Genomic DNA, 25,866 nt, shown 5'->3' on the forward strand with positions numbered 1-25,866 from the left:
CATCGTTTGCCGTCGCTCGCGCTGTTCGGTTGCGGGTGAGGGAGTACGGAAAGTCTATCCATCGTTTTGAGGAGGACGTTTCATGAGCACAGCCTATCAAGAAGACATCAGCAGCAGTGTGCTGCGCCGCATGAAAGAAGGCGGTTTTGACTTTTCCCGGTTTCATCCCATCGAGTTCTACGCCATTTTCCCGGACGAGGAGCGGGCACGCAGGGCGGCAGGTCATTTCCACCGTGGTGAATCCCTGGATGCGCAAGTCAGTGTGCGCGACGACGGCGCCTGGGCGCTGGAACTGTGCAAGGTCATGTATGCCACCTACGACGATATCGGCGACTTCGAACAGGGTTTCGAAGCAGTGGTCGAGCCTCTGGGCGGCATTATCGAAGGCTGGGGTGTGAAACAGGAGGTACGAGGGCGACTCGCATAACCTTATGAACAGTGACAACCAGCAATGACGGCTGACCTTCGGGTTGGCCGTTTTCATTTGTGGGCGTTGGACACCAAAAAAAAGCCGCCAGGGCAGGCGGCTAAAAGGGAAGTTCGGTGAGCTTTTCAGCGAATGCCTGGATTATCCGCATCCGTTGCCGGGCAGTGAAATCAACTCTGGCTATGCTGGTGATAGGCGACCACCACGCCTTGCAATGAAGCGGGGGCGATCAGGTTGGGGCATTTACCGCACAGGATTGGTGCGGCGCGTGCGCGTTGATTACCCAACTGATTGAAATTTAAGCGTTTATGCCGATGGCACGGGCCTTGCGAAGGTCTGGACGTCCGAGTGACAAGGAGTACGGCATGATCCGCACCTATTTTGATGAGATGTACGATGCCGGCGGCCAGGTCCGCCCGCATTATCGGGAGTTTGCCCGTTGGCTGGCCGAGACGCCTGACGAGCTTCTGGCACAACGGCGACGCGAGGCCGATCTGCTGTTTCATCGCGCCGGGATTACTTTCACGCTCTACGGTGATGAGCAAGGGACAGAGCGCCTGATTCCCTTCGACACCATCCCCCGCAGTATCCCCGCCAGCGAATGGCGGATAGTCGAGCGCGGGTGCATCCAGCGGGTCAAGGCGTTGAACATGTTCCTCGCCGACCTTTATCACGAGCAGCGCATCATCAGGGCCGGCATCATTCCGGCCGAGCAGGTGCTGGCCAACGAGCAGTACCAGTTGGCGATGCAAGGGCTGGATCTGCACCGCGATATCTATTCGCACATCTCCGGCGTCGACCTGGTACGCGACGGCGACGGCACCTACTACGTTCTTGAAGACAATCTGCGAACACCGAGCGGCGTCAGCTACATGCTCGAAGACCGCAAGATGATGATGCGCCTGTTCCCCGAGCTGTTCGCGGCGCAACGCATTGCCCCCATCGACCACTACCCGAACCTGCTGCTCGATACCCTGAAAAGCTCAAGCCCGATCGATAACCCGAGCGTGGTGGTGCTGACGCCGGGGCGCTTCAACAGTGCGTTCTTCGAGCATGCGTTCCTGGCGCGGGAAATGGGCGTGGAGCTGGTGGAAGGCGCGGACCTGTTCGTGCGTGACGACAAGGTCTACATGCGAACCACCGACGGGCCGAAAGCCGTCGACGTGATCTACCGTCGCCTCGACGATGCGTTCCTCGACCCGCTGGCATTCAACCCGGAATCGATGCTCGGCGTGCCGGGGCTGCTGTCGTCCTACCGTTCCGGCAACGTGGTGCTGGCTAATGCCATCGGCACGGGGGTGGCGGACGACAAGTCGGTGTACCCGTTCGTTACCGACATGATCCGTTTCTATCTCGATGAAGAGCCGATCCTGAAGAACGTTCCTACGTGGCAATGCCGTAATCCCTCTGAGCTTTCCCACGTGCTGGCCAACCTTCCAGAGTTGGTGGTCAAGGAAACCCAAGGCTCCGGCGGGTACGGAATGTTGGTGGGGCCGGCGGCGACGGCGGCGGAAATCGAAGCTTTCCGCGCGCGGATCATCGCCAAGCCCCATGCATATATCGCGCAACCGACGCTGTCGCTGTCGACCTGTCCGACCTTTGTCGAAAACGGCATTGCGCCACGCCATATCGACTTGCGGCCGTTTGTCCTGTCGGGTCGTGAAACCCGGGTCGTTCCCGGCGGCTTGACCCGTGTCGCCTTGCGCGAAGGCTCCCTGGTGGTCAACTCCTCTCAGGGTGGCGGAACCAAGGACACCTGGGTGGTCGAGGATTAAAGGAAGCCTGTCATGTTAAGTAGAACTGCCTCGGATCTGTATTGGATGTCACGTTATCTGGAGCGGGCGGAAAACCTCGCCCGGATGCTCGATATCAGCTATTCGCTGTCGCTGATGCCGCAGGACGGTCGCGGCGACGGTTTGCACGAACTGGCCATGCCGCTGTTGATCACCGGCACCCTGGACGATTACCTGGAGCGCCATGGCGAGCTGCATGCCGAACGACTGCTGCATTTCTTTGCCCTGGATGCGGCCAACCCGGCGAGTATCTACAGCTGCCTTGGTGCCGCACGGGCCAGCGCCCATGCGGTACGTGGGCGCATCACCGCCGACATGTGGGAAAACATCAACGCCACCTGGCTGGAAATTCGCGGCATCGCCGAACAAGGCCTAAGTCGCTACGGCATGAGCCGTTTCTGCGAGTGGATCAAGGAACGTTCCCACCTGTTCCGGGGCGCGTCCTACGGCACCATCATGCGTAACGATGCGTTTCGCTTCATTCGTCTGGGGACCTTTATCGAACGGGCGGACAACACCTTGCGCCTGCTCGATGCCCGCTACGAAATGGCCGGCGACCAGGCCGAAGCAGTCAGCGATGGCACCGCTCACGCGTATTACCAATGGAGCGCGTTGTTGCGGGCGTTGTCGTCGTTTGAGGCCTACACGGAAATCTACCGCGACGCCCCCGGCGCCCGGCATGTTGCCGAATTGCTGTTGCTGCGGGCCGATGTACCGCGATCCCTGCGCGCCTGCACCGAAGAAATCGACCAGATCCTCGCGCAATTGCCGGGGGCCAACGGTCGTCCCGCACAACGCCTGGCGGCGGAAATGGACGCACGCCTGCGCTACACCGGCATCCATGAAATTCTCGAAGAAGGCCTGCACGCCTGGCTGACCGAGTTCATCCCGCTGGTGCGCCAGTTGGGTAACGCGATTCACAGTTCTTATCTGGAGGCCGCATGAGACTTTCCATTAGCCACGAGACCACCTATCACTACGAAGACAAGGTGCGGGCGAGCATCCAGTATCTGCGCCTGACTCCCCACGACAGCGAGCGCCAGCACGTGCTCAGCTGGCAGCTCGACCTGCCGCGTCCGGTGCGGGCGCAGCTCGATCCGTTCGGCAACATCCTGCATGTGCTGACCATGGACGAGCCCCACGAGGCGATCATCATCGGCGCCCGTGGCCAGGTCGATATCGACGAATGGCGTGAGGCCGAACACGAGAGCCAGTCGGCACTGCCGTTTCTGCGCTTTACCCGTTTGACCGAAGCCGACGCCGCCCTGCGGGCGTTTGCCGAGAAGGAATGCAAGCAACGCCGCGACCGCACGGCGCTGATCGATCTGATGCACGGCCTCAACCAGCATATGACCTACACGCCGGGCTCCACGGAAGTGGATACCAGCGCGGCCCAGGCCTTTGCCGGAGGCTCCGGCGTGTGTCAGGACCACACCCACGCGTTTCTCGCCTGCACCCGCAGCCTGGGCATTCCTGCGCGGTATGTGTCGGGCTACCTGTACAGCGAAAACAGCGAACATCTGGCCAGTCACGCCTGGGCGGAAGCCTGGCTGGATGATGCCTGGTACAGCTTCGATGTGACCAACGAACTGGCCCGACCGGAGCGGCACCTGAAACTGGCGGTGGGCCTGGATTACCTGGATGCCTGCCCGGTGCGCGGGATGCGCCGGGGCGGCGGGTGTGAGCAGATGCACGCCAAGGTGCTGGTTTCACCGACGCCGGTGCCGGTGATTTCTGTGCAGCAGCAATAATCTGATGGATCACCCTTGTAGGAGCTGCCGCAGGCTGCGATCTTTTGATTTTCATAATAAAGATCAAAAGATCGCAGCCTGCGGCAGCTCCTACGAGGACGTGTGTCAGGGCTTAACCTTGCGCCCAACCATATGCTGCAAATACCCCACCAGCATCCCCAGATCCCCATCCGGCAACACCTCGGCCGGGAACCCGGGCATCTTCGCCTGCGGCCACTGACGCAAACTTTGTGGATCGCGAATGTAGCGCTTGAGGAAGTCCGCGCCGAAGTACTCGGTCGGGTTGTACGGAATATTCAGGTCCGGCCCGAATTGCGCATCCCCGGCGCCATTGAGTCGATGGCAGGCCAGGCAGTTCTTCTGGAACAACGCAAAGCCCTTGTTCACCGGATCATCCGCCTTCAATGCCGGATCGGGCAGCAGGGCAGGGAAGCGCTCGGTCACGGGCGCCAGGCGTTTGATGCTTGCCACCTGGAACGGCCATTGTTCGGGGCTGATATTGCCTGCCTGCGGATTGCTCCAGACCAGATAGAACGGTCCGGCGCCCGGCTTGCCTTCCGATAGCGGTGGCCAGGGTTTGGCTGGGTCTTCAATCGCCAGCCACGCCTGTGCACCCTGGGTTTTGAGCAACGGCGCGGCTGTCATTTCGGCGGCAAAGCCATCCAGCGCCACGGCCTGCAGGTGGTCTTCAGGCTTGATGCCGTCCAGCAGTGCGGACAGCGGCACGGCGCGGTAACTCATGTCCCGCTTGTAGGAAACGTCGTTGCTGATGTTGATGGTTTGGACCTGAGGATGCTTGAGCAATTGCTCGGTCTGCCAGGTGCGACTGTTCGCGCCCAGCTCCAGGTTCAGTTGTGCGGCATACAGGGGCGAGCCGAACAGCGTGGCCCCAAGCAGAATGAGCATTTTCAAGTGATCGCCGTCCATGTCGTGCAGGTGCCGCAAAGATTGGCACAGCCACGCTGGCCCGGGTAGCGGGCCAGTCACATTTTGAGAGTGGCAATTCAAAAACTGTGACGCCGTATCTTTTAGACGCGACTAGCCGATGACCTTGGTCAGGTTCGGCAATATCAACAACAGCGTGGTGGCGAAAAGGATGAGCCCGGCTTGACGAACTTTCGATTGTTTGAACATGGCTTGACCGCCTTTTTTGTTATTTCCTGATGCCTGCCCGCATAGCTCCATGATGGCAGCGCGTTGCACTTCCTGTAGTGACGAGCGCCTCGGCAAAACCCGACGACAACTTCGTACAAGTTCACCTTAGAGCCCGCGTTAAGCTTGGCTTAGATCCATTTCGTATGGTGTTCTTGCGATTCGCTTTTAAAAAGGCATGAGGCATATTGCCAGCTTCTTTGGCGCCCGTTGGCTAGACAGCTTGGTGTCCTGAATGGTAGCTGACTACCGTTCGTCTGAGCGTGAGCGTCAACGTCTGTGAGCGCTGCGGTCATTGAATCAAACGCGGCTCGGGCCAAGAGTGGGCACTCGGTATTTACCCACCTGCACTGCGGTTCGAGGACGTCATGACCCAAGCATTGATTTTCGACGCGTTACGCACGCCCCGTGGCAAAGGCAAGGCTGATGGCGCCTTGCACAGCGTCAAACCGGTGAACCTGGCGGCCGGTTTGCTCACCGCACTGCAGCAGCGCACGGCACTGGACACCAGTCAGGTCGATGACGTGGTGCTCGGCTGCGTGACACCGGTTGGCGATCAAGGTTCCGACATCGCCAAGACCGCCGCTCAAGTGGCCGATTGGGATGTCAGCGTGGCGGGGGTACAGATCAACCGGTTCTGTGCTTCGGGGCTGGAGGCCGTGAACCTCGGCGCGATGAAAGTGCGTTCAGGCTTCGAAGACCTGGTGGTGGTCGGTGGTGTCGAGTCGATGTCCCGGGTGCCGATGGGCAGCGATGGCGGGGCCTGGGCTCTGGACCCGGCGACCAACCTGCACAGTCACTTCACGCCACAGGGCGTGGGTGCCGACCTGATCGCCACCCTTGAAGGCTTCAGCCGTCAGGATGTCGATGCCTATGCGCTGCATTCCCAGCAGAAGGCCGCGCGGGCGCGAGCCGACGGTTCGTTCAACAAATCGCTGGTGCCGGTGCAGGACCAGAACGGCATCATCCTGCTCGATCACGATGAGTTCATCCGCGCCGATTCGACCCTGGAAGGCCTGGGCAAGCTCAAGCCGAGTTTCGAGATGATGGGGCAGATGGGCTTCGATGCCACCGCGCTGCGGGTCTACAGCCATGTCGAGCGGATCAACCATGTTCACACCCCCGGCAACAGCTCCGGGATTGTCGATGGTGCGGCGCTGATGCTCATCGGCTCCGAAGCCAAGGGGCGGGCTCTGGGCTTGCAGCCCCGGGCGCGGATTGTCGCCACGGCAGTCACCAGCACCGATCCGACCATCATGCTTACCGGCCCCGCGCCAGCGACCCGCAAGGCGTTGGCCAAGGCCGGGCTGCGGGTCGAAGACATCGATCTGTTCGAGGTCAACGAGGCGTTCGCGTCGGTGGTGTTGAAATTCATCAAGGACATGGCCGTCGATCCGGACAAGGTCAATGTCAATGGCGGTTCAATCGCCATGGGCCACCCGCTGGGCGCCACCGGTTGCGCCATTCTCGGCACGCTGCTCGATGAACTGGAAGCCCGACGCCTGCGCTATGGCCTCGCGACCCTGTGTGTCGGCGGCGGCATGGGCATTGCCACCATCATTGAACGCCTCTGAGCCCGGACTTCAAGGAATCCAGTTATGAACGAAGCTATTCGTTACGAAAAAGGCCAGGACCAGATCGTCGTCCTGACCATCGACATGCCGGGCCAGAGCGCCAATACCATGAACGCGGTGTACCGCGAGGCCATGGCGGACTGCGTTGCGCGCCTGGTGGCCGACAAAGACAGCATCGCCGGTGTGATCATCACCTCGGCCAAGAAGACGTTTTTCGCTGGCGGCGACCTCAACGAACTGATCAAGGTCGGCAAACCCCAGGCCAAGGCCTTCTACGACATGGTGCTGAACCTCAAGGGCCAGTTGCGCACCTTGGAAACCCTAGGCAAGCCCGTGGTCGCCGCGATCAATGGCGCTGCATTGGGCGGCGGCTGGGAAATCTGCCTGGCCTGTCATCACCGTGTGGCGCTGGACAACCCGTCGGTGCAACTCGGCCTGCCGGAAGTCACCCTCGGTCTGCTGCCGGGCGGCGGAGGCGTGGTGCGCATGGTGCGCATGCTCGGCCTGGAAAAAGCCCTGCCTTATCTGCTGGAAGGCAAGAAGGTGCGGCCACAACAGGCATTGCAGGCGGGGTTGATCGATGCGCTGGCAAGCGATCACGAAGACCTGTTGGCCAAGGCGCGGGAATGGATTCTGGCCAATCCGGCGGCAGTGCAGCGCTGGGACGTGAAGGGCTACCAGATTCCGGGCGGCACACCGTCAAACCCGAAAGTCGCACAGATGCTGGCGATTGCACCCTCGATCCTGCGCAGCAAAACCCAGGGCACGATGCCCGCGCCAGAGAAAATCCTCTGCGCGGCGGTCGAGGGCGCCCAGGTGGATTTCGATACGGCGCACCTGATCGAAACCCGCTACTTCACCGAACTGACCACCGGCCAGGTCTCGAAGAACCTGATCGGCACATTCTGGTTCCAGCTCAACGAAATCAATGCTGGCGGCTCGCGACCTCAAGGTTTTGCGCCTTATGTCACCCGCAAGGTCGGCGTGCTCGGTGCCGGGATGATGGGCGCCGGTATCGCGTTTGTCAGTGCATCGGCGGGGATCGAGGTGGTACTCAAGGACATCAGCCTCGCGGCGGCTGAGAAGGGCAAGGCGCATTCGGCGGCGCTGCTGGACAAGAAGGTCGCTCGCGGACAAATGAGCATCGAGCAACGCGACACCGTTCTGTCACGCATTCAAACCAGCGAAAGCGATGCCGACCTGGCCGGTTGCGACCTGATCATCGAGGCCGTGTTCGAGGATCGAGATTTGAAAGCCAAGGTCTCGTTGGCCGCGCAGAAGGTCGTCGGCGCGGACGCGGTGATCGCCTCCAATACCTCGACCTTGCCGATCAGCGGCCTGGCGTGTGCCGTGCCCGACCAGAGCAAGTTTATCGGCCTGCATTTTTTCAGCCCCGTGGAAAAAATGCCGCTGGTGGAAATCATCAAGGGCGCCAATACCAGCGACGAAACCCTGGCACGCGGCTTCGATTACGTCCTGCAAATCAGGAAAACCCCGATTGTGGTCAACGACAGCCGCGGTTTCTTCACCTCAAGGGTGTTCGGCACCTTCACCAATGAAGGCATCGCCATGCTGGGCGAGGGCGTGAGCGCGGCGATGATCGAGACTGAAGCGCGCAAGGCCGGCATGCCGGTAGGGCCGCTGGCGATCTCTGACGAAGTGTCCCTCAGCCTGATGAACCATATCCGCCTGCAAACCGCCAAGGACCTGCAAGCAGAAGGCAAACCGCTGACAGAACACCCGGCATTTTCCGTGATTGACTTGCTGCTCAATGAATTCAAGCGTCCGGGCAAGGCTGGCGGCGGAGGTTTCTACGAGTATCCGGCGGGCGGCCAGAAACACCTGTGGCCTGAATTGAAAACCCGCTTCGAGAAAGCCGACGGGCAGATTTCGCCCAAGGACGTGCGTGATCGCCTGCTGTTCGTGCAAGCCATCGAAACCGTGCGCTGTGTGGAGGAGGGGGTGTTGACCTCGACGGCGGATGCCAACGTTGGCTCGATCTTCGGCATCGGTTTCGCCGCCTGGACCGGCGGTGCGCTGCAGTTCATCAACCAGTACGGCGTGCAGGACTTTGTGGCCCGCGCCCAGTATCTGGCCACGCAGTATGGCGAGCGGTTCGCGCCACCCGCCTTGCTGCTGGAGAAGGCTGCCAAAGGGGAGGCGTTCTAAGGGGGAGATGATGCATTTCTGGGCTTGCCTTGTCACAGCGTTTCAAGGCAGGCTCTGGGGTGTGCATTATTCCCATCACGTGTCAGGTATTTTTTATGTCGTTACGCATCTGCATTCTGGAAACCGACCACCTGCGTCCGGAATTGGTTGACCAATATCAGGGCTACGGGCAGATGTTCAAACACCTGTTTTCGCAGCAACCGATTGCCGCCGAGTTCACCGTCTACAACGTGGTGCAGGGTGAATACCCAAGCGACGACCTGACGTTCGACGCCTACCTGGTGACGGGCAGCAAGGCCGACTCCTTCGGCACCGATCCGTGGATCGAAACCCTCAAGAAATATCTGCTGACCCGCTACGAGCGCGGCGACAAGTTGCTGGGCGTCTGCTTCGGTCACCAGTTGCTGGCGTTGCTGCTCGGCGGCAAGAGCGAGCGTGCGACCCAAGGCTGGGGCGTCGGTACCCACAACTACAAGTTGGCCGCCAAGGCGCCATGGATGAGCCCTGTGCGCGAAGAGCTGACGCTGCTGATCAGCCACCAGGACCAGGTCACGTCGTTGCCGGAGAACGCCACGGTCATCGCTTCCAGCGATTTCTGCCCGTTTGCCGCCTACCACATCAACGACCAGGTGCTGTGCTTCCAGGGGCATCCGGAGTTCATCCACGACTACTCCCGCGCCCTGCTTGAAATTCGCCAGCAGGCACTGGGTGAGCAGGTCTATTCCAAAGGTATCGCGAGCCTGGAACAGGAACACCATGGCACCACGGTTGCCGAGTGGATGATGCGGTTTGTCGCGCACAAGCCAGCAGCCAAAGCGTTATAAAAGCTAAAAGCTTCGCGAGCAAGCCCGCTCCCACAGTGGTTCTTTGGTGTTGCAGAGATCCAATGTGGGAGCGGGCTTGCTCGCGAATGGGTCCCCCGGTTTTCAATGTAGACACACAGCCCTACAGCCACCCCGATTTCTTGAAACTCGCCCACAACCCCAGACAACCCACCGTAATGAACCCCAGCACCCCGAAATACCCGTAGTGCCAGGTCAACTCCGGCATGTTCTGGAAGTTCATCCCGTAGATCCCCGCCACCGCCGTCGGGAAGGCCAGGATCGCCGCCCAGGCCGCAAACTTGCGTTGCACCACGCTCTGGCGCGAGGCTTCCAGCAGCACCCCGATTTCAATCGTCTGGCTGGCAATATCCGCCAGCGTCGTCAGGTCTTCCATCTGCCGCGTTACATGAATCTGCACATCGCGAAAATACGGGCGCATGTTCTTGTCGATGAACGGGAAGCTCAGTCTCTGAAGTTCCTCTCCTATCTCGATCATCGGGGCCACATAACGACGCAAGCGCAACACATCGCGGCGCAGGCCATGCAGCCTCTGGATGTCGTAGTCATTCAGCGAGCCGCACAACACATTGCCTTCCAGCTCATCGATCTCCGCGTGAATGGCTTCGCCCATCGGCTGGTAGTTTTCGATCACGAAATCGAGGATGGCATAGAGTACGAAATCTTCCCCGTGCTCAAGCAATAGCGGACGCGCCTCACAGCGTTGACGGACATGGGCGTAGGATGCCGAGTGACCGTTGCGCGCAGTAATGATGTAGCCATTGCCGGCAAAGATATGCGTCTCGATGAACTTGAGTTTGCCTTCATCCCGGATGGGCGAATACGTCACGATGAACAGCGCATCGCCGAAGGTTTCCAGTTTCGGTCGGCTGTGTTTTTCCAGGGCGTCTTCAATCGCCAGTTCGTGCAGGTTGAACTGGCGTTGCAGGTTGTAGAGTTCCTCGGCGTTCGGCTCCTCAAGGCCGATCCAGACAAAATGCCCGGGCTTTGCCGCCCAGGCGGCGCCTTCGTCAAGGGTGATATTGGTAACTCTCTTACCGGCGCTATAAACCGCAGCAGCAACAACTCTACCCATGATGGTGGTTCACTTCTTATGGCAGCTTTCAATTGGCAGCAAATGCAATGGCAGTGTGGATCAGCTTAGCCTCGCAGTGTTTGAGAGTCAGTTAAATCTGCCGAGTTCTGGGCAAAGATGCGCAGGCAAAAGAAAACCCGCACCAGGCGGGTTTTGTTTTTCAGGCGGCTTGCAGTTGCCGGTCCATCGATTCGATGCATTCACGCATCTGCTCGCGGCACTGGGCGATCAGCAGGGGCATGTCGTCCAGGCTCAAACCGGCGGTGGGGATCGCCGGCAACGAGCGAATCAGGATTTTCCCGCTGCGCCAGCGGTTCAATTGCATGTGTTTGACGTAACTGCTGACACACACCGGGACAATCGGCACCCCGGCGGCAATGGCCATCTGAAAGGCGCCTTTCTTGAAGGGCAGCAAGTCCTCACCCAGGTTGCGCGTGCCTTCCGGGAAAACCCAGATCGAGGTGTCTTTGTTTTGCAGGGTGTGGGTGGTGGTCAGCATCGACTGGCGCGCCTTGTGCGCATTGCCACGGTCGATCAGTACATTGCCGGCCAGCCAGAACAACTGCCCGAACAACGGTACCCACTTCAGGCTCTTTTTGCCGATGCACACGGTACGGCGCGGCACCACGTTGCCGAACACAAACAGGTCATAGTTGGACTGGTGATTGGCGATGATCACGCAACTGTCGGGTTTATCCATCAACGGCCCGACTTCGGCCTTCACCCGCAAACGCAAAATACACATGGCCGGCCATGCGTACAGGCGTGCGCACAGGCGGCTGTTATCCGGATTGAATGGTCGACACAGGCCGAGAATCACTCCCAGCACGCCCGCCACGATAAAGTGCAGGCCCATCAATAACATACGGAACAAAAACAGCATCTACAGGCCCCACCGGGACAAAAGGTGGCGCAGTGTACGGATGTGCACTGTATTCGGCAATTGCTCCCAGGGAGGTGGGAGGTGGCCGATGTTTGAGCTGATGTTTCCGACTATTTGGTCAGATGCGGTCTAGAGCGTTTACAGACGTTTAACACGGACATGTATGAAAAAGCCCGACACGACGGTCGGGTTTTTCGTTGCAGCAGATCCGGGCTTAACCCAAATGTTCCTGGTCCTGGATGATCGCGTTGTCCAGGGCCTCCAGAAGCGCTTTGCGCACTTTCAGTTTGGTGTTCTTGTGCGCAGTCATGTTGATCTTCTTCAACTGACGAGCCGCCGCCAATGCCGCGCCTTGCAGTTCTTCAGGCGAAACCACGACATCAAGGAAACCGGCCGCCACGGCGCCTTGTGGATTGAACATCTCGCCGTTGACCACCGAGCGCTGCAACGCCACTTTGTTCAGGCGGTCACGGGCAATCTCGATGCCCGCGTGGTGCATGGTCATGCCAATCTGCACTTCGTTCAGGCCAATGCTGAACGCGCCTTCTACGCCGATGCGATAGTCGGCCGACAACAGCAGGAACGCGCCCTTGGCCACCGCATGCCCCGGGCACGCCACGATCACCGGGAAGGGGTGCGACAGCAGGCGGCGGGCCAGGGTCGAGCCGGCGGTCACCAGTGCCACGGCTTCCCTGGGGCCGGCCGTCATCACCTTCAGGTCATAGCCGCCAGAGAGAATGCCCGGCTGGCCGGTAATGATCACCACCGCACGATCGGTCACGGCCCGATCCAGCGCAGCGTTGAACTCGGCAATCACATCCGGGGAGATGGCATTGACCTTGCCATTGCTCAGGGTCAGGGTCGCGATACCGTCTTCGAGATGGTAGGAAATCAACTCACTCATGACGCTATTCCTTTCAATTAAGTTGGGCAGACGTTACCCACCGCCGCAGGCCAGGTAAAGCGCCGTGACTGACCCGCCAGTCACCCTTTGCCCGCCCGCCAGGCGTAGCCCGCCGTGCCTGCTGCGCATTCCCCTCTATATAGAAGAGGGCACGAAGCCGGAGATTGGCCGGTTTGCCATGGCCCGGAACGACCGGAAACGCTGAATCGCGTTAACCGCATGAAAATTCTGAAAAAAATGTTTGCCATCGGAAATGCTTTCGACTACATTAGCGCGCCTCGACAGACAGAACTTGTTTGAAGAGATACGGTGAAGTGTCCGAGTGGCTTAAGGAGCACGCCTGGAAAGTGTGTATACAGGAAACTGTATCGAGAGTTCGAATCTCTCCTTCACCGCCAAATTCTGTAAACACAAACCCCCGACTTTCCTGGAGAAAGTCGGGGGTTTGTGGTTTTTGGCGTCTGAAAAAGAGCGATAGGGAAATGCTGCCGGATCATGTTCCCGTTCGTATGCCCCATCTACTCCGCAATCCGGCCCCAAATACATCATCGCGCCGATATCCAAGCCAAAACGAAGCAAGCGTAAGGTCCTTCGCAACTCACGGAGCTCTCCTACAGCCAGAGCGAGGGCGCCTCGATATGCTGCTTCCTATGCATGACACAGTTTTTGAATAGGGTTTTGCGCAAGAATGAGCATTGAAATAAAGAGCATGATCAAGGCTGCCGTGTTGATTTTTGCGGTGTGGCTTGCGCAATTTCTCGAGCACGAGACTCTGACGGCTTTAATTTTTACGACTGTATTTTCATGTGGTGGGTATTTTGCTTTTTGCAACCGCAAGAATATCAGTGCTTTTGCAAAGAAATGGCCAAGCTCCCTGGCCTACACAGCAATCGTTTTTTACATTTGTAAAATCGTAGCGGAGAAAACCATCAACGCTACCACTGGAATTGAAGTCGAAAATATCAGGTACGCCTCGACAATCGGTGGTGTCATTTTATCTGTACCCATTTCACTGCTGTTGATCAGCATTTGCATGCTCGTCTGTTGGCAGATGAAGGCGTTGTTTGGTGTGCCGATTGGCGCGTCTGCCGAAGAACGCGTTCCAGGGTTGAAGATCTTCTTCATCGGGACCCTGATGGGAGCCGGCATGCTCGCTTCATCACAAGTTGATCCTTTAATCCGGTATGCGGTTCTCGCTGACGCGTCCAAGGTCACGACCTGCGGGCCAGTGGAAAATGACGTTGTCTACATCCGAAAAAACCCGGATACCTGTTCCAGGATCCACGTGAATCTTTTTAAGGGCATCTATGACTTCAGCGATGTACCGGCGAAATCCAACTGAAAGTTCAGAGGAGGGCGGGGTGTTCATGGCGCGTGGTGTCCATGGACAGCGCATCTACGTCGACCCGAAGGCCGAGAGGGGTCATCGTCCGCTACGCATCCCACCCGGTGGCCAGCAACTCGGCCAACGATCCCGTTACCTTGCCGGCGTTTGATGCGTTGGCTGAATATCTGAACAGGAAGGAGCATCAATGATCATCACCACGACCCACGCCATCGAAGGCCGGCAAATTACCGCCTACCTGGACATTGTCAGCGCCGAGTCGGTGCAAGGGATCAACGTTGTCCGTGACGTGTTTGCCGGGATGCGCGACTTTTTCGGCGGGCGCTCCCAGACACTGGAGCGAGCATTGAAAGAAGCACGCATTCAGGCCACCGACGAGATCAAGGAGCGGGCGCTGGCGATTCAGGCGGACGCGGTGGTCGGGCTTGATTATGAGATCAGCATGCCGGCCGGCAAGGGCGGGATGGTCGTGGTGTTTGTGACCGGGACGGCGGTCAAGTTGCGGTGAAAGGTCAGAAGCCATTCGTCGGTCACGGGAAAATCAGAACGGCAGGTCTGTTAGTGACCGGCTAGTCTGAAAAACCTTGGCGATTGATATTCTTTCAGGCAAACGGCTTGCCGGTGTCGATCGCGCGTTTTGAAAGGGGTGAAGAGATGGCTGATCCATATATCGAGGACGATGGCGCAGAATTTCCGATCAACAACTCCGTGCGGTGTGGTCAGACCCAGTATGTGGCCAGTTTCGGCGAGGACCAGACTGAGATCGACAAAATCAAGACCAGGGCGTGCCGGGTACTGAAGGGCAAATTTTTACCCAAGGTGACAGCACCGGTCCGGAAGTAATCGAGCGTGAGTCAGACCCCGTCAAAGAGCGGGGTTTTTCATGCCTGAAAAGTTTTATGACATTTTTTTGAAGGGGGTGATTTTTCACAAACTTTTCACAGTGCCCTCCTTAATCTCGACTCATCCGTTAGAAAGCAACACTTGGCCCGTTTCCCCAGCGGGCTTTTTTTTGTCCGCGATAAAACCTTTTCGGTAAACGCTGTCCAACCGTCGCCAATCGCGAAGTTGGACCGGCGTGCTGGACTTTATCCGCGCAAAAGCATTCAATCTCGCCCCCCTTTTTGTATACCCCTATTTTTTGAGGTTTATGTCATGCGTTTAACACTGCCCGCTCTGGTTCTGGGGCTTCTGGTTGCTCAAGGTGCAATGGCTGGCGACGGCACTGCCGCGCTGGGCGGCGGCTTGGGCGGCGCATTGGGTAATGTGGTCGGCCAGAAGATGGGCGGCAGCACTGGCGCTGCGATTGGTGCGGGTGTCGCTGGTGCGGCGGGCAGCGCAGTTGCCGCCAAAAAAGGCCATCGCACCAGCGCTGCCATCGGTGGCGGTGTCGGCGCGGCCGGTGGTTCGGTGATCGGCAATAGCCTTGGCGGCAAGTCCGGTGCCACCATCGGTGCAGGCCTGGGCGGTGCATTGGGCGGCGGCGTAGGCAGCAACCTGGCCAATGGTCACAAGCGCCACTGATCCTGATACGGATTTGAAAAGAGCCCGGCTTGATGCCGGGCTTTTTCTTTTATGAACGTTTCTCGCAGCAGCAACTCAAATCTTCCATACCCTGGAAGAATGCGAGGCTTGCCATGAACCCGGAAACCAACGGCAAAAAAAACGGAAGCCTGAATGCTCGGCTATTGATGGTGCCTGCGATTGTTTTTGGATTGCTGGTCTCTCAGGTGGCGCTGGCGGGAGGTAATGGAGATGCCGCGGTAGGCGGTGGTCTTGGTGGGGTGTTGGGCAACGTTGTCGGTGGCCAGGTGGGCGGCAGTACGGGTGCAGCGATTGGTGCAGGTGTCGGCGGAGCGGCCGGCAGTGCGATTGCCGCGCCCAAACGCAGTCGCACCGAAGCGGCGGTAGGCGGTGGTTTGGGCGCGGCGGGTGGATCGGTGGTCGGCAACAGTCTTGGCGGCTCGACCGGATCGGCCATCGGCGCAGGCCTCGGTGGTGCAGCCGGTGGTGCGGTCGGCAATGATCTGGGGAGTGACAGCGGTCATTCCCATTCCGGTAACGGTTATAAACACTCGAACAAGCACCACAAAAAGCATCACTAGTTAAGCGAGGCATCCCATGACTGCGAAAAGCGAAGGCAAGGAAGAAAAGGGCCCGAGCGGACTGCCGTCTATCAACGATCCCGGCAATGAAGATCCGGGGTCGCTGATGGATGATGCGACGGTGCCGCTTAACGATGCTGATGATTTGGGCGATGTGGGAAATATCGAGTTTGACGATGAGGAAGAAGACGAAGATTGATCGAGCCGTGCTGGCTGATTAACCGGTTGTCCAGCTGAACGAACACGTCCGTCGCCCGTTCCTCGCCAAGTCGTGGCCTGCATTTCAGGTCACACGAGAGGTGAGCTATGAAGACTGATCGAAAAGTCCCCGACGTTGATGAAACACCGGAGTATCCGCTGCCGTCGCCTACCGACTCCTTGAGCCGCGACCAACGACCGCCGGACGATGATGATGCAGGTGTGGAGCAGGTTCCGAGCGACGATGATGACGATGATATAGAGGCCGACCCAGAAGAACGGGACGATGGCGCGGGTGAGCCAGCCATTACGAAGCGACAGTGAGCCAGCCCGGGGCCGATTGCTTCGTTAAGGCGTCGGTCCGAGGGATTCAAACCCGGTTGAAAACATTTCCCGGAGCTCCCGTGAGTCTCCGTGAAGCACGTATTTATTTGATCGTTCTGGAGAGGGCGCATCAGGCTCTCCCTCATCAACTTTTACCCCTCCTTCCTCATACGGCGCCGAGCATCCTGGCTTGTACGCCCACGGACAATTCCCGCCCAGCCCCAGTGGATCCAACCACCCCGTCGGGTTCCGGGTGTACCGATAGGGGTTCAACCCACCGGCCAGCTTGACCGGATCCTGCGTCAGATAGCGACCGATGTCGGGATGGTAGTAGCGATGGCGGTTGTAGTGCAGGCCGCTCTCTGCGTCGAAGTATTGCCCCTGGAACCGTAGCGGTTGTTCGAGTCGCTCGCCGTCGCTCACTTCGCGGAGTTTGCCGTGGGCGGTGTATTTCGTCGACCAGACGATGGCGCCATCGTAGCTGGTCAGTTCCTGCGGGGTGCCGAGATGGTCGAGTTGGTAGTAGAACGGGCGGACGTCTGCCCGGCCCTTGCCGTCGAGCAGCGCCAGCGGGCGGAAGCTGCCGGGTTCGTAAACGTAGCTGCGGTAGTGCCAGGGAGCGCTTTCGGCGATGAGCTGGTCGCCTTGCCAGAAGAGTTGCGTGGTCTGGCCGTCGACGGTTTTGCGGATGCGCCGACCGAAGGCGTCGTAGCGGTAGCTGACACTTTTACCGTCCGGGGTGTTGACGCCAATCAGGCGGTGCTGGCTGTCGTAGGTGTATTGGGTGACCTGGGGCGGCATACCGCGGCGTTCACGGATCAGGTTGCCGAAGACGTCGTAGACGTAGTGGCTGTCGCAATGGCGGTGCAGGCGGTTGCCCTGGAGCACGAACGGGCCCGGACGGCCGTGGATCAGCAGGTTGCCGGCCGGGTCATGGGTGAAATTCTCGGCGAACTGGTCGCGGGCGTGGCGTACGCCGGTCAGGCGGTCGAGCGAATCGTATTGATAGTGGCGCTGGCCCTGACGGCTGTCGGCAATCTGCAGCAGATTACCCTTGGCGCTGTAGGCATACTCGCGGTGGTACAGCGGTCGTTGCTTTTGGCTGACCGTATGGACCTGCAAGCGGCCCTGCTCGTCGTAGGCGTAATCGCTGAGCAGCAGACCCTGTTGGCGTTGCTGTTCGCGCCCGCGGACAAAGCGGTGGCTGGTCAGGCGCGTGCCATTGAGATCGATGGCAGTGAGGACGCCCCCCTTGGCGTGGTGGTAAACAAGGACACAGTCGTCCGGCAGGCGCAGCCGCTTGAGCCGGCCGCAGGCATCGTAGCCGTAATGCAGGGTGCCCCAACCCTGATGCTCGGTGATCAGCCGGCCCTGGCGGTCGTACTCGAACGCCAGCGGATGGTCCTGACCGTCATCGACGCCAACCAGTCGCCCACAGTTGTCGTGGTGGTACTCGACCTTGATCCCGTCGGGCAGGGTCTTTAGCAATAAGCGCCCGGTGCTGTCACGTTGGTACTGTGTGACGAGTTGCGAACCGTCGTCGCCGAACTCGGTTTTTTCCAGCAACCGGCCATTACCGTCATACGCATACGCGGTACGACGGCCATCGAAGCCGGTTTCCTGTCGGATCAATCCGCCGGGCGTGTAGTCCAGCCGATAGGTGTCGCCGACCTCGTTTTCGATCTCGGTGAGCAACAGTTGCGCATGGTCGTAGCCGTACTTCAGTGCGCTGCCGTCGGGATTGATCCGACGGCTGACCAAGTGCAGGTCGTCGGCGTATTCGTAACGGGTTACCCGTCCCAGTTCGTCGGTTTCGGCGGTGACCTGGCCATAGGCGTTGTAGCGATAGGCTCGGCAGGCACCGGTGGGCAGCGTGGTCCTGATCAGTCGTCCCGCGGCGTCTGACTCATAGCCGGTGACGGTACCGTGTTCGTCCTGCCGGGTAATCCGCCGGCCCAGCACATCGTAGGAAAAGGATCGCAGGGCACCGTCCGGCAAGATCTCCTCCAACAGTTGCCCCAAGGCGTTCCAGACAAACCGGTGACCGCTCTGGTCGGGGAATCGAATTGTCAGCAAGCGCCCCTGCGGGTCGTAGATATAGCGAGTGATCTGCCCGTCGGGATCGGAGACGGCAGTGATGTCACCCCGGGCATTGCGCTGACAGGTCCACGTCGCCTGACCACGGGTGAGTGTGCGCAGGAAACCGTGGCGATAGTCACAGGACATGGGCGTCTCATCGGGCGCAAGCTGCGCGACCAACCGGCCGACTTCGTCATACTGGTATTCGGTGACGGCACCGAGGGCGTCCTGCTCGGCGATCAGGTGGCCCTGATCGTCGTAGGCCTTGTGCAGCTCTGCGCCGTCGGGCCCGACCTGGCGCACCAACCGTGCGCGATCGTCATGAACGTAAATCTCTTCGCTGCCGTCGGCGTTGTTCACCGTCACGCCGCCTTGATCGTCCCAGGCGTAACGCGCCTCCATCTGCATAAACGAGGCCCAATGATGGATGCAGCGGACTGCTTTGCCGGAGCGTTCCCACGCCCAGAAGAAGCTCGCACCGCCGGCCAGTTGCCGTTGCAGGATGACGTGCCGTTCGTCGTAGTCATAGCGTTCGCTTTCACCTGCGGCGTTGGTTGCCTCGATCAAGCGCTGGCGGGCGTCGTAGCGGTAACTGACCAGGGTCTGTTCGGTGCGCCAGGTGTTCACCTCGGGGTCGCCGCGCTGAAGCACCTGGTAGTCGACGGCCACCAGGTGCTTGAGGTCGTAACGCAGCAATAAGGCGCGGTCGGCGCCGTTGTCCAGGCGCTGGATCCGGTCACAGCGGTCCCGTTGCACCGTCAGGCGGTTGCCGTAGGCGTCGCTGATCGCGCTGAGCCGGCCGTCATGAAAGTGGTAGAACCGCGCGCGGTCGCCGGCCAGGGCGAGGATCAGTTCGTCCGGCTTCCCCCCGAGGTAAATCGTCGCCCGCGACAGGCTGTTGTGGATCACCGGGCGCACCGTCGTTGGTCGTGGAAACGGCGTGCGACGGTTTTCGGGGTCGATCCACAGCACTTGCTCGCCGTGGAGTTCCAGGTGCTGGGACAGCGAATTGCTCCAGCCAAAACCGAGGCCGTTGTCGATTTCGACGGCACTGGTGCGGTAGAGGCGGGTGAAATCGAAGGGTAGGATCCCGTCGAGGGTGCCGTCGGTCAGGGGCAGCAGTCCTTCGCCGGTAACCATCGACACTGTGCCGTTGTGGGTGGCAGTGCGCTCGATGGTGTCGGCGCTGTCGCCGTTGGGGTTTTTCGCCTGTCTGGAGGCGTCCTCGTGGCGTTCATGCCTGCCGGAGCCAAGTGTCAGGGAGCCGCTGGCGGGGCATGCCAATACCTCTTGGGGATCGAACATCTGCTGTCTTTCGCTTGGCGGAGTGTGGAGCGCGAAACTCTGCGGGGGATCGGCAAGGAAAGAAGTCGGGAAAGGTGGCGCTTGCTGTAGGGCGATTCGCTTAATCGCGGAGGACCATTGGGCGTCGAACGGGATTTGATCATTGCCCTGGACCGGCGGCGCTCGCTATGCTGCTGAATCCTTTAATCCATAGGGCATCGGCCGTACCTGAGCTGCCCCGGATGCCTTAGAAAACGGATCAGATGCGATGAATGCACCACTGAAAGCATTCGGCCCGATCAGGGCCGTGATTTTCGATATGGACGGTCTGTTGCTGGATACAGAGGGCATCTACACCGAAGTCACGTCCATCATTGCCGCGCGTTACGGCCGGACGTTCGACTGGAGCATCAAACAGAACATCATTGGCCGGGGCGCGGGCGATCTGGCGCGCTATGTGGTTCAAGCGCTGGACTTGCCGATCACGGCGCAAGAGTTCCTGGTGATGCGCGAGCCGCTGATGCGCGAGCGTTTTCCTACAGCACAGGCAATGCCCGGCGCACAGGAGCTGGTACGGCATTTGAAAGCCAACAATATTCCCATTGCCGTGGGCACCAGTTCCTCGAGCCAGTCGTTTGGCCAGAAAACTACCTTGCATCGCGACTGGTTCGCCTTGTTCGACTTCATTGTCACCGCCGATGACCCCGAGGTAGGCGCGGCCAAACCGGCACCGGATATTTTCCTGACGGCGGCGCGGCGCCTGGGTGTTGCACCGCAAGATTGCCTGGTATTCGAGGATTCGCCCTTTGGTGTCACTGCGGCGAAAGCGGCGGGGATGACGGCGATTGCGATTCCGGATGCGGCAATGGCCGACGTCAGGTACGCACATGCCGATGGCATTCTTCGTACGCTGAAGGCGTTTGTGCCGGATGCATTTGGTTTGCCGGCGCTTGAATGGGCCTAGCTAAAAAAAGACGGGTCGACACTGGCAAATGTGGGAGCGGGCTTGCTCGCGAAGGCGGTGTGCCAGGCAATATTGATGTCGTCTGATTCACCGCTTTCGCGAGCAAGTCGGATCGCCGCACCGCCGCTCCCACATTGGGTTTGCGTTTAACGCTTCAGGCGCCGAAACCACCGTCGATGGTCAGGCTGGCCCCGGTGATGTAACCGGCTTCAGGGCTGACGAGGTAGGCGACGAAGCTGGCAATCTCTTCGGCCTTGCCGTAACGGCCCACGGCCATCAACGGGATCAGGCTTTCCGCAAAGTCACCCTCGGCCGGGTTCATGTCGGTGTCGACCGGGCCCGGTTGGACGTTATTGATGGTGATACCTTGCGGGCCGAGATCACGGGCCAGGCCTTTGGTCAGGCCGACCAGTGCCGATTTGCTCATGGCGTACGGGCCGCCACCGGCGAAGGGCATGCGGTCGGCGTTGGTGCTGCCGATGTTGATGATGCGACCACCCTCGGTCATGTGCCGGGCGGCGGCCTGGGTGGCGATGAACACGCTGCGCACGTTGATGGCCAGGGTCTGGTCGAAGTCTTCGAGTTTGAACTCGGCCAGTGGTGCTACCGCCAGTACGCCGGCATTGTTGACCAGGATATCCAGGCGACCGAAGGCTTCTACCGTGGCGGACACGGCACCGCGGATGGCGTCGGCGTCGGCGCTGTCGGCCTTGATGGCCAGGGCCTTGCCGCCCTTGGTGGTGATGCTGTCTTGCAGTTCTTCGGCCTTGGCCGTGGAACTGACATAAGTGAAGGCAACGGTCGCGCCTTCAGCGGCCAGGCGCTTGACGATGGCGGCGCCGATACCGCGGGAACCACCTTGAATCAATGCCACTTTGCCGCTGAGGTTCTGAGTAGTCATGTCGATCTCCAAATCCCGAGGCGAGATGTCCCGGTTGATGGAGCCTAGTATCGATTCAGGATTACCTGCTGTGTAGACCATAATTGCGATAGTCTGTATAAACCAAAAGTTTATAGTGGCGCCTATGGAAACCTTCAGCAGTATCGAATGCTTTGTGCGCAGTGCCGAGGTCGGCAGCTTTGCTGAAGCGGCGCGTCGCTTGAGCCTGACACCGGCGGCGGTGGGCAAGAGCGTTGCCAAACTCGAGGCGCGCCTGGGTGTCAGATTGTTCCAGCGCAGTACTCGCAGCCTGACCCTGACGGAAGCCGGTCAGTTGTTTCTTGGTGAAGTCAGCGGCAGCCTGCACACGATCCAGAATGCCGTGGCCAATCTCGCCAGCGCCGGAGGGCAGCCGGCGGGCACCCTGAAAGTCAGCATGGGGACGGTATTCGGCTGCCTGTACATTGTGCCGATGCTCGGCGAGTTTCTGCGACGATTCCCGGCGATCAACCCGGACTGGCACTTCGACAATCGCCAGGTCGATCTGATCGGGCAGGGTTTCGACGCGGCAATCGGCGGTGGCTTCGAATTACCCCAGGGCGTGGTTGCACGCCGACTGAGTCCGGCGCATCGGGTGTTGGTGGCTACGCAGGACTACCTGGCGACACATGCGGCGATCAGCGAGCCAGATGACCTCAAGCACCATGACGGGATTCTGATTCGTTCGCCGCAAACCGGTCGAGTGCGCTCCTGGCAGTTGACCCATCGCAATCAGCAACACAGTCCGTTGACGCTCAAGGCGCGGATGACCATGAGCGATTCCGAGGCCGCCTGCGCCACGGCCGCGCAGGGTCTGGGCATTGCGCTGGTGAGCATGCCGTTTGCCGCGGGCTATCTGGAGTCGGGCAGGTTGCAGCGGGTGTTGCCGGACTGGTACATCGACGACGGCTACACCTCCATCTATTACGCCGAACACAAACTGCTGCCCGGCAAGACCCGGGCGTTTGTCGAATTCGTCATTGAGCAGTTTGCCGAGCGGGGGTTGGGGCAGAGGTTTAGTGCTGTTTGAGCCAGTCTTGAAACCGGGGAGCGGCCATCGCGAGCAGGCTCGCTCCCACAGAGGGGGATTTCACAAGGCTTGGGATCAGGCTTTTGACTTGCTGATGATATTCCCCGCATGCAGCCCGCATTCCTTCTGCGTCGCTTCCTCCCACCACCAGCGGCCTTCGCGCTCATGCTGGTTCGGCAGTACCGGGCGGGTGCAGGGTTCGCAGCCGATGCTGATGAAACCGCGTTCGTGCAGGCTGTTGTACGGCAGTTCCAGCATGCGGATGTAGCCCCAGATCTCTTCGCTGGTCATTTGTGCCAGCGGGTTGAACTTGTACAGGGTGCGTTCCGGTGTGGAGAACGCGGTGTCGATTTCCATCACCGCGACGGCGCTGCGAGTACCGGGGCTCTGATCCCGACGCTGGCCGGTGGCCCAGGCCGTCACGCCGGACAGCTTGCGGCGCAGCGGTTCGATCTTGCGGATGCCGCAGCATTCACCATGGCCATCCTTATAGAAACTGAACAGGCCTTTCTCCTTCACGAAGGGTTCAAGTTTCGTGTAGTCCGGCGACACCAGTTCGATGTCGATCTTGTAGTGCTCGCGCACCTGATCGATGAAGCGGTAGGTCTCGGGGTGCAGGCGGCCGGTGTCGAGGCTGAACACCTTGACGTTCTTGTTCAGCTTCCAGGCCATGTCCACCAGCACCACATCCTCGGCGCCGCTGAAAGATATCCACAGGTCATCGCCGAACTCGGCAAATGCGAGTTTCAGAATGTCCTGGGCGGACTTGTTGGCATAGGTCGTGGCGAGTTCCACGACGTCGAACGTTGGGCTCATCAGGGCGGCTTCCTACAGGTCAGTGGCGCTGGGCGCTCTATATGGGGTCGATGGTAACAAAAAGCTGCGCGGGCCGGGGCATCCTCTGCGTTGCGCAGGCAGGCCCGAGTCGCTAGAGTTCGGCAATCTTTTTGCTCGCTCGACTCAATAATCAATACAAATGGGAGTGTCTTGTGGAAATTGCCTGTCTGGATCTTGAAGGTGTGCTGGTTCCGGAAATCTGGATCGCCTTCGCCGAAAAAACCGGGATCGAATCCCTCAGGGCCACCACCCGGGACATTCCCGACTACGACGTGCTGATGAAGCAGCGCCTGCGGATTCTCGACGAGCACGGTCTGAAGCTCTCCGACATCCAGGAAGTGATCGCCACGCTCAAGCCGCTGGACGGCGCCATCGAGTTCGTCGACTGGCTGCGCGAGCGCTTCCAGGTGGTGATCCTGTCGGACACCTTCTATGAGTTCTCCCAGCCGCTGATGCGCCAACTGGGCTTCCCGACCTTGCTCTGCCATCGCCTGATTACTGACGACACCGGGCGAGTCACTGACTATCAACTGCGTCAAAAAGATCCCAAGCGTCAGTCGGTCCTGGCCTTCAAGAGCCTCTACTACCGGGTTATCGCGGCGGGGGATTCCTACAACGACACCACCATGCTGGGCGAGGCCGATGCCGGGATTCTGTTCCATGCGCCGGACAACGTGATTGCACAGTTCCCGCAGTTCCCGGCGGTGCATACGTTCGAAGCGCTGAAGCAGGAGTTCATCAAGGCTTCGAATCGCTTGTAGGAGCTGCCGCAGGCTGCGATCTTTTGATCTTGATCTTAAAAAATCGAAAGATCGCAGCCTCGTTTCACTCGACAGCTCCTACAGGGGTAGGGTTTCAGAGGTTCTGCAGAGTTTCGAGCAACACCTTCACCTTGGTGATCGACTCCTGATACTCAGCCTGCCACTCTGAGTCCGCGACAATCCCGCCACCGCCCCAGCAACACACCTGCCCGTCCTTGACCAGCAAACTGCGGATGGCGATGGAGCTGTCCATCTCGCCGCGCACATCGAGATACAACAACGAACCGCAATACAGTCCGCGCCGGGTCGGCTCAAGTTCGTCGATGATCTGCATGGCGCGAATCTTTGGCGCGCCGGTAATCGAGCCGCCAGGGAAGCTGCCGGCGATCAGGTCCAGAGCGTCGCGCTCATCCGCCAGTTCACCGGTGACGCTGCTCACCAGGTGATGCACGTTCGGATAGCTTTCCAGGCTGAACAGTTCCGGCACCCGTACCGAGCCGGTGCGGCAGGTGCGACCGAGGTCATTGCGCAGCAGATCGACAATCATCAGGTTTTCCGCGCGGTCCTTGGGGCTGGCCAGCAATTCGGCGGCGTTCGCGGCATCTTGCCCGGGCGTCAGGCCCCGCGGGCGAGTGCCCTTGATCGGGCGGGTTTCCACGTGGCCCTGGCTGATTTTGACGAAGCGCTCCGGCGACAGGCTGAGTACGGCATTGCCATCAGGCAAGCTCTGGAAGCCGGAAAACGGCGTCGGGCAAGCAGCGCGCAGCGCGCAGTAAGCGGCCCACGAATCACCCTGGCAGGGTGCGCGAAACCGTTGGGCGAAATTGACCTGGTAACAGTCGCCGGCCTGAATGTACTGCTGGATGTGCTCGATGGCCTGTTGATACTCATCGGCGCTCAAGTCGGCAGTCATCGGGGTGAGCAGTTTGAAGGGCGCGACCTCTTGCGGTGCAGGCTGGTTGAACAGCTCGATCAGGCGCTGACACTCGCTGTCGGGCAGGGTCGGGTGGAACACCAATTGACTGGTCAGCGACAGGTGGTCGCTGATCAATGCCCAGCCGTACAAACCGAAACGCGCGTCAGGCAGTTGCAGGTCGTCACGGGCCTGGCTCGGCAGGCGCTCCAGATGTCGGCCGAAGTCGTAACTCAGGTAGCCGATCAATCCACCGGCAAACGGCAACTCGTAAGGTGCTGGCAGAGTGGCTTCGCCCAGGCGTGTCAGGTTATCGCGCAGGCGTTGCAGGAAAGCGTCGCCACTTTCGTCGGGCGATACCGTCAGTTGTTCCAGTGGCCAGGCGCTGAGCAGGTCATAGCGACCGCGGTCGGCGCTGGGGCGGCCACTGTCGAGCAGGACGGCGCCAGGGGCATGGCGAATCGCCGCGAAATATTCGGCGGGGTTGGCGCGATAGGGCAGCGGGTGTACGGAGCAGGTCAACATGGGCGGGGGAAG

The 25,866-nt window shown here is 59.9% G+C and carries 25 protein-coding genes, 1 tRNA gene and 1 pseudogene; 19 read left to right on the top strand and 8 right to left on the bottom strand.

Features of this window, described 5'->3' with window-relative positions:
- Positions 1 to 82: 82 nt before the first annotated feature.
- The 4 genes from ACM6G4_RS22665 (at position 83) to ACM6G4_RS22680 (ending at position 3,971) form a co-directional block, all read left to right on the top strand.
- The gene (locus ACM6G4_RS22665) at positions 83 to 427 is read left to right on the top strand and encodes a ribonuclease E inhibitor RraB (protein ID WP_007971898.1); all 345 of its coding nucleotides are present in this window, start codon (positions 83 to 85) and stop codon (positions 425 to 427) included.
- Between the two features lie 365 nt (positions 428 to 792).
- Entirely contained in the window at positions 793 to 2,202 is a 1,410-nt protein-coding gene (locus ACM6G4_RS22670; RefSeq protein ID WP_056721849.1) for a circularly permuted type 2 ATP-grasp protein, read from the top strand.
- A gap of 12 nt (positions 2,203 to 2,214) precedes the next feature.
- Positions 2,215 to 3,165, top strand: coding sequence for an alpha-E domain-containing protein (locus tag ACM6G4_RS22675; protein ID WP_007971901.1), 951 nt, complete (start codon positions 2,215 to 2,217; stop codon positions 3,163 to 3,165).
- Positions 3,162 to 3,971 carry a transglutaminase family protein gene (locus tag ACM6G4_RS22680; RefSeq protein WP_056721851.1) on the top strand — a complete coding sequence of 270 codons (810 nt, stop codon included), beginning with the start codon at positions 3,162 to 3,164 and terminating at the stop codon, positions 3,969 to 3,971. Before ACM6G4_RS22675 ends, ACM6G4_RS22680 begins: the two co-directional genes overlap by 4 nt.
- A 105-nt stretch (positions 3,972 to 4,076) precedes the next feature.
- On the opposite strand, the gene ACM6G4_RS22685 is transcribed toward ACM6G4_RS22680, so the two are convergent.
- Positions 4,077 to 4,898: a c-type cytochrome gene (locus ACM6G4_RS22685; protein ID WP_056721853.1), complete on the bottom strand. Its 822-nt coding sequence runs from the start codon at positions 4,896 to 4,898 to the stop codon at positions 4,077 to 4,079.
- Positions 4,899 to 5,491: 593 nt separating this feature from the next.
- Between ACM6G4_RS22685 and ACM6G4_RS22690 the strand changes: the two genes are divergently transcribed.
- From ACM6G4_RS22690 to ACM6G4_RS22700, 3 genes are all read left to right on the top strand, one after another.
- Positions 5,492 to 6,697 carry an acetyl-CoA C-acetyltransferase gene (locus tag ACM6G4_RS22690; RefSeq protein ID WP_414914666.1) on the top strand — a complete coding sequence of 402 codons (1,206 nt, stop codon included), beginning with the start codon at positions 5,492 to 5,494 and terminating at the stop codon, positions 6,695 to 6,697.
- Positions 6,698 to 6,721: 24 nt separating this feature from the next.
- Entirely contained in the window at positions 6,722 to 8,866 is a 2,145-nt protein-coding gene (locus ACM6G4_RS22695; protein WP_414914667.1) for a 3-hydroxyacyl-CoA dehydrogenase NAD-binding domain-containing protein, read from the top strand.
- Positions 8,867 to 8,961: 95 nt separating this feature from the next.
- On the top strand, positions 8,962 to 9,690 hold the full coding sequence (locus ACM6G4_RS22700) for an amidotransferase (protein WP_414914668.1): 729 nt from the start codon (positions 8,962 to 8,964) through the stop codon (positions 9,688 to 9,690).
- A 121-nt stretch (positions 9,691 to 9,811) separates the two neighbouring features.
- Here the strand turns inward: ACM6G4_RS22700 and ACM6G4_RS22705 are convergent, their stop codons facing one another.
- The 3 genes from ACM6G4_RS22705 to ACM6G4_RS22715 form a co-directional block, all read right to left on the bottom strand.
- Positions 9,812 to 10,783, bottom strand: a complete 972-nt coding sequence (locus tag ACM6G4_RS22705; RefSeq protein WP_056721861.1) for a magnesium and cobalt transport protein CorA — start codon at positions 10,781 to 10,783, stop codon at positions 9,812 to 9,814.
- 160 nt (positions 10,784 to 10,943) lie between these two features.
- Entirely contained in the window at positions 10,944 to 11,666 is a 723-nt protein-coding gene (locus ACM6G4_RS22710; RefSeq protein WP_414914669.1) for a 1-acylglycerol-3-phosphate O-acyltransferase, read from the bottom strand.
- 214 nt (positions 11,667 to 11,880) lie between these two features.
- Complete coding sequence (locus tag ACM6G4_RS22715) at positions 11,881 to 12,570, bottom strand: crotonase/enoyl-CoA hydratase family protein (protein ID WP_008048453.1); 690 nt, start codon at positions 12,568 to 12,570, stop codon at positions 11,881 to 11,883.
- 308 nt (positions 12,571 to 12,878) lie between these two features.
- On the opposite strand from ACM6G4_RS22715, the gene ACM6G4_RS22720 reads away from it, so the two are divergent.
- From ACM6G4_RS22720 to ACM6G4_RS22760, 9 genes and pseudogenes are all read left to right on the top strand, one after another.
- A tRNA-Ser gene (locus tag ACM6G4_RS22720) sits at positions 12,879 to 12,968 on the top strand.
- 290 nt (positions 12,969 to 13,258) lie between these two features.
- Complete coding sequence (locus tag ACM6G4_RS22725; RefSeq protein WP_156385704.1) at positions 13,259 to 13,912, top strand: hypothetical protein; 654 nt, start codon at positions 13,259 to 13,261, stop codon at positions 13,910 to 13,912.
- Between the two features lie 16 nt (positions 13,913 to 13,928).
- Positions 13,929 to 14,106 (top strand): annotated as a pseudogene (locus ACM6G4_RS22730) (6-aminohexanoate hydrolase); the annotation flags it as partial.
- On the top strand, positions 14,103 to 14,423 hold the full coding sequence (locus ACM6G4_RS22735; RefSeq protein WP_414914670.1) for a YbjQ family protein: 321 nt from the start codon (positions 14,103 to 14,105) through the stop codon (positions 14,421 to 14,423). The pseudogene ACM6G4_RS22730 and the gene ACM6G4_RS22735, both read left to right, overlap by 4 nt.
- Positions 14,424 to 14,569: 146 nt before the next feature.
- Complete coding sequence (locus tag ACM6G4_RS22740; protein ID WP_056722301.1) at positions 14,570 to 14,758, top strand: hypothetical protein; 189 nt, start codon at positions 14,570 to 14,572, stop codon at positions 14,756 to 14,758.
- A gap of 312 nt (positions 14,759 to 15,070) precedes the next feature.
- Complete coding sequence (locus ACM6G4_RS22745; protein WP_007988063.1) at positions 15,071 to 15,439, top strand: hypothetical protein; 369 nt, start codon at positions 15,071 to 15,073, stop codon at positions 15,437 to 15,439.
- A 113-nt stretch (positions 15,440 to 15,552) separates the two neighbouring features.
- Positions 15,553 to 16,020 (top strand): YMGG-like glycine zipper-containing protein, encoded by a 468-nt coding sequence (locus ACM6G4_RS22750; RefSeq protein ID WP_082562897.1) that lies wholly within the window; start codon positions 15,553 to 15,555, stop codon positions 16,018 to 16,020.
- A gap of 16 nt (positions 16,021 to 16,036) precedes the next feature.
- Positions 16,037 to 16,219, top strand: coding sequence for a hypothetical protein (locus tag ACM6G4_RS22755; protein WP_056721871.1), 183 nt, complete (start codon positions 16,037 to 16,039; stop codon positions 16,217 to 16,219).
- Between the two features lie 107 nt (positions 16,220 to 16,326).
- Complete coding sequence (locus tag ACM6G4_RS22760; protein ID WP_056721873.1) at positions 16,327 to 16,542, top strand: hypothetical protein; 216 nt, start codon at positions 16,327 to 16,329, stop codon at positions 16,540 to 16,542.
- A gap of 24 nt (positions 16,543 to 16,566) precedes the next feature.
- Here ACM6G4_RS22760 and ACM6G4_RS22765 read toward each other — a convergent pair whose 3' ends face one another.
- On the bottom strand, positions 16,567 to 19,761 hold the full coding sequence (locus ACM6G4_RS22765; RefSeq protein ID WP_414914780.1) for an RHS repeat-associated core domain-containing protein: 3,195 nt from the start codon (positions 19,759 to 19,761) through the stop codon (positions 16,567 to 16,569).
- 412 nt (positions 19,762 to 20,173) lie between these two features.
- Here ACM6G4_RS22765 and ACM6G4_RS22770 point away from each other — a divergent pair, with 412 nt between their 5' ends.
- On the top strand, positions 20,174 to 20,869 hold the full coding sequence (locus tag ACM6G4_RS22770; protein WP_414914671.1) for an HAD-IA family hydrolase: 696 nt from the start codon (positions 20,174 to 20,176) through the stop codon (positions 20,867 to 20,869).
- 154 nt (positions 20,870 to 21,023) lie between these two features.
- Here the strand turns inward: ACM6G4_RS22770 and ACM6G4_RS22775 are convergent, their stop codons facing one another.
- Positions 21,024 to 21,770 (bottom strand): 3-oxoacyl-ACP reductase family protein, encoded by a 747-nt coding sequence (locus ACM6G4_RS22775; RefSeq protein ID WP_056721876.1) that lies wholly within the window; start codon positions 21,768 to 21,770, stop codon positions 21,024 to 21,026.
- A 124-nt stretch (positions 21,771 to 21,894) separates the two neighbouring features.
- Between ACM6G4_RS22775 and ACM6G4_RS22780 the strand changes: the two genes are divergently transcribed.
- Positions 21,895 to 22,818, top strand: coding sequence for a LysR substrate-binding domain-containing protein (locus tag ACM6G4_RS22780; RefSeq protein ID WP_414914672.1), 924 nt, complete (start codon positions 21,895 to 21,897; stop codon positions 22,816 to 22,818).
- 75 nt (positions 22,819 to 22,893) lie between these two features.
- Here ACM6G4_RS22780 and ACM6G4_RS22785 read toward each other — a convergent pair whose 3' ends face one another.
- Entirely contained in the window at positions 22,894 to 23,634 is a 741-nt protein-coding gene (locus ACM6G4_RS22785; RefSeq protein WP_057715715.1) for a phosphoadenylyl-sulfate reductase, read from the bottom strand.
- Between the two features lie 173 nt (positions 23,635 to 23,807).
- On the opposite strand from ACM6G4_RS22785, the gene thrH reads away from it, so the two are divergent.
- Positions 23,808 to 24,416: a bifunctional phosphoserine phosphatase/homoserine phosphotransferase ThrH gene (thrH, locus tag ACM6G4_RS22790; protein WP_056721882.1), complete on the top strand. Its 609-nt coding sequence runs from the start codon at positions 23,808 to 23,810 to the stop codon at positions 24,414 to 24,416.
- Positions 24,417 to 24,510: 94 nt separating this feature from the next.
- On the opposite strand, the gene pabB is transcribed toward thrH, so the two are convergent.
- On the bottom strand, positions 24,511 to 25,854 hold the full coding sequence (gene pabB, locus ACM6G4_RS22795) for an aminodeoxychorismate synthase component I (protein WP_414914673.1): 1,344 nt from the start codon (positions 25,852 to 25,854) through the stop codon (positions 24,511 to 24,513).
- Positions 25,855 to 25,866: the final 12 nt, after the last annotated feature.

This window comes from Pseudomonas sp. IT-P258, assembly GCF_949767825.1.
GTDB classification, from domain to species: Bacteria; Pseudomonadota; Gammaproteobacteria; order Pseudomonadales; family Pseudomonadaceae; genus Aquipseudomonas; species Aquipseudomonas monachiensis.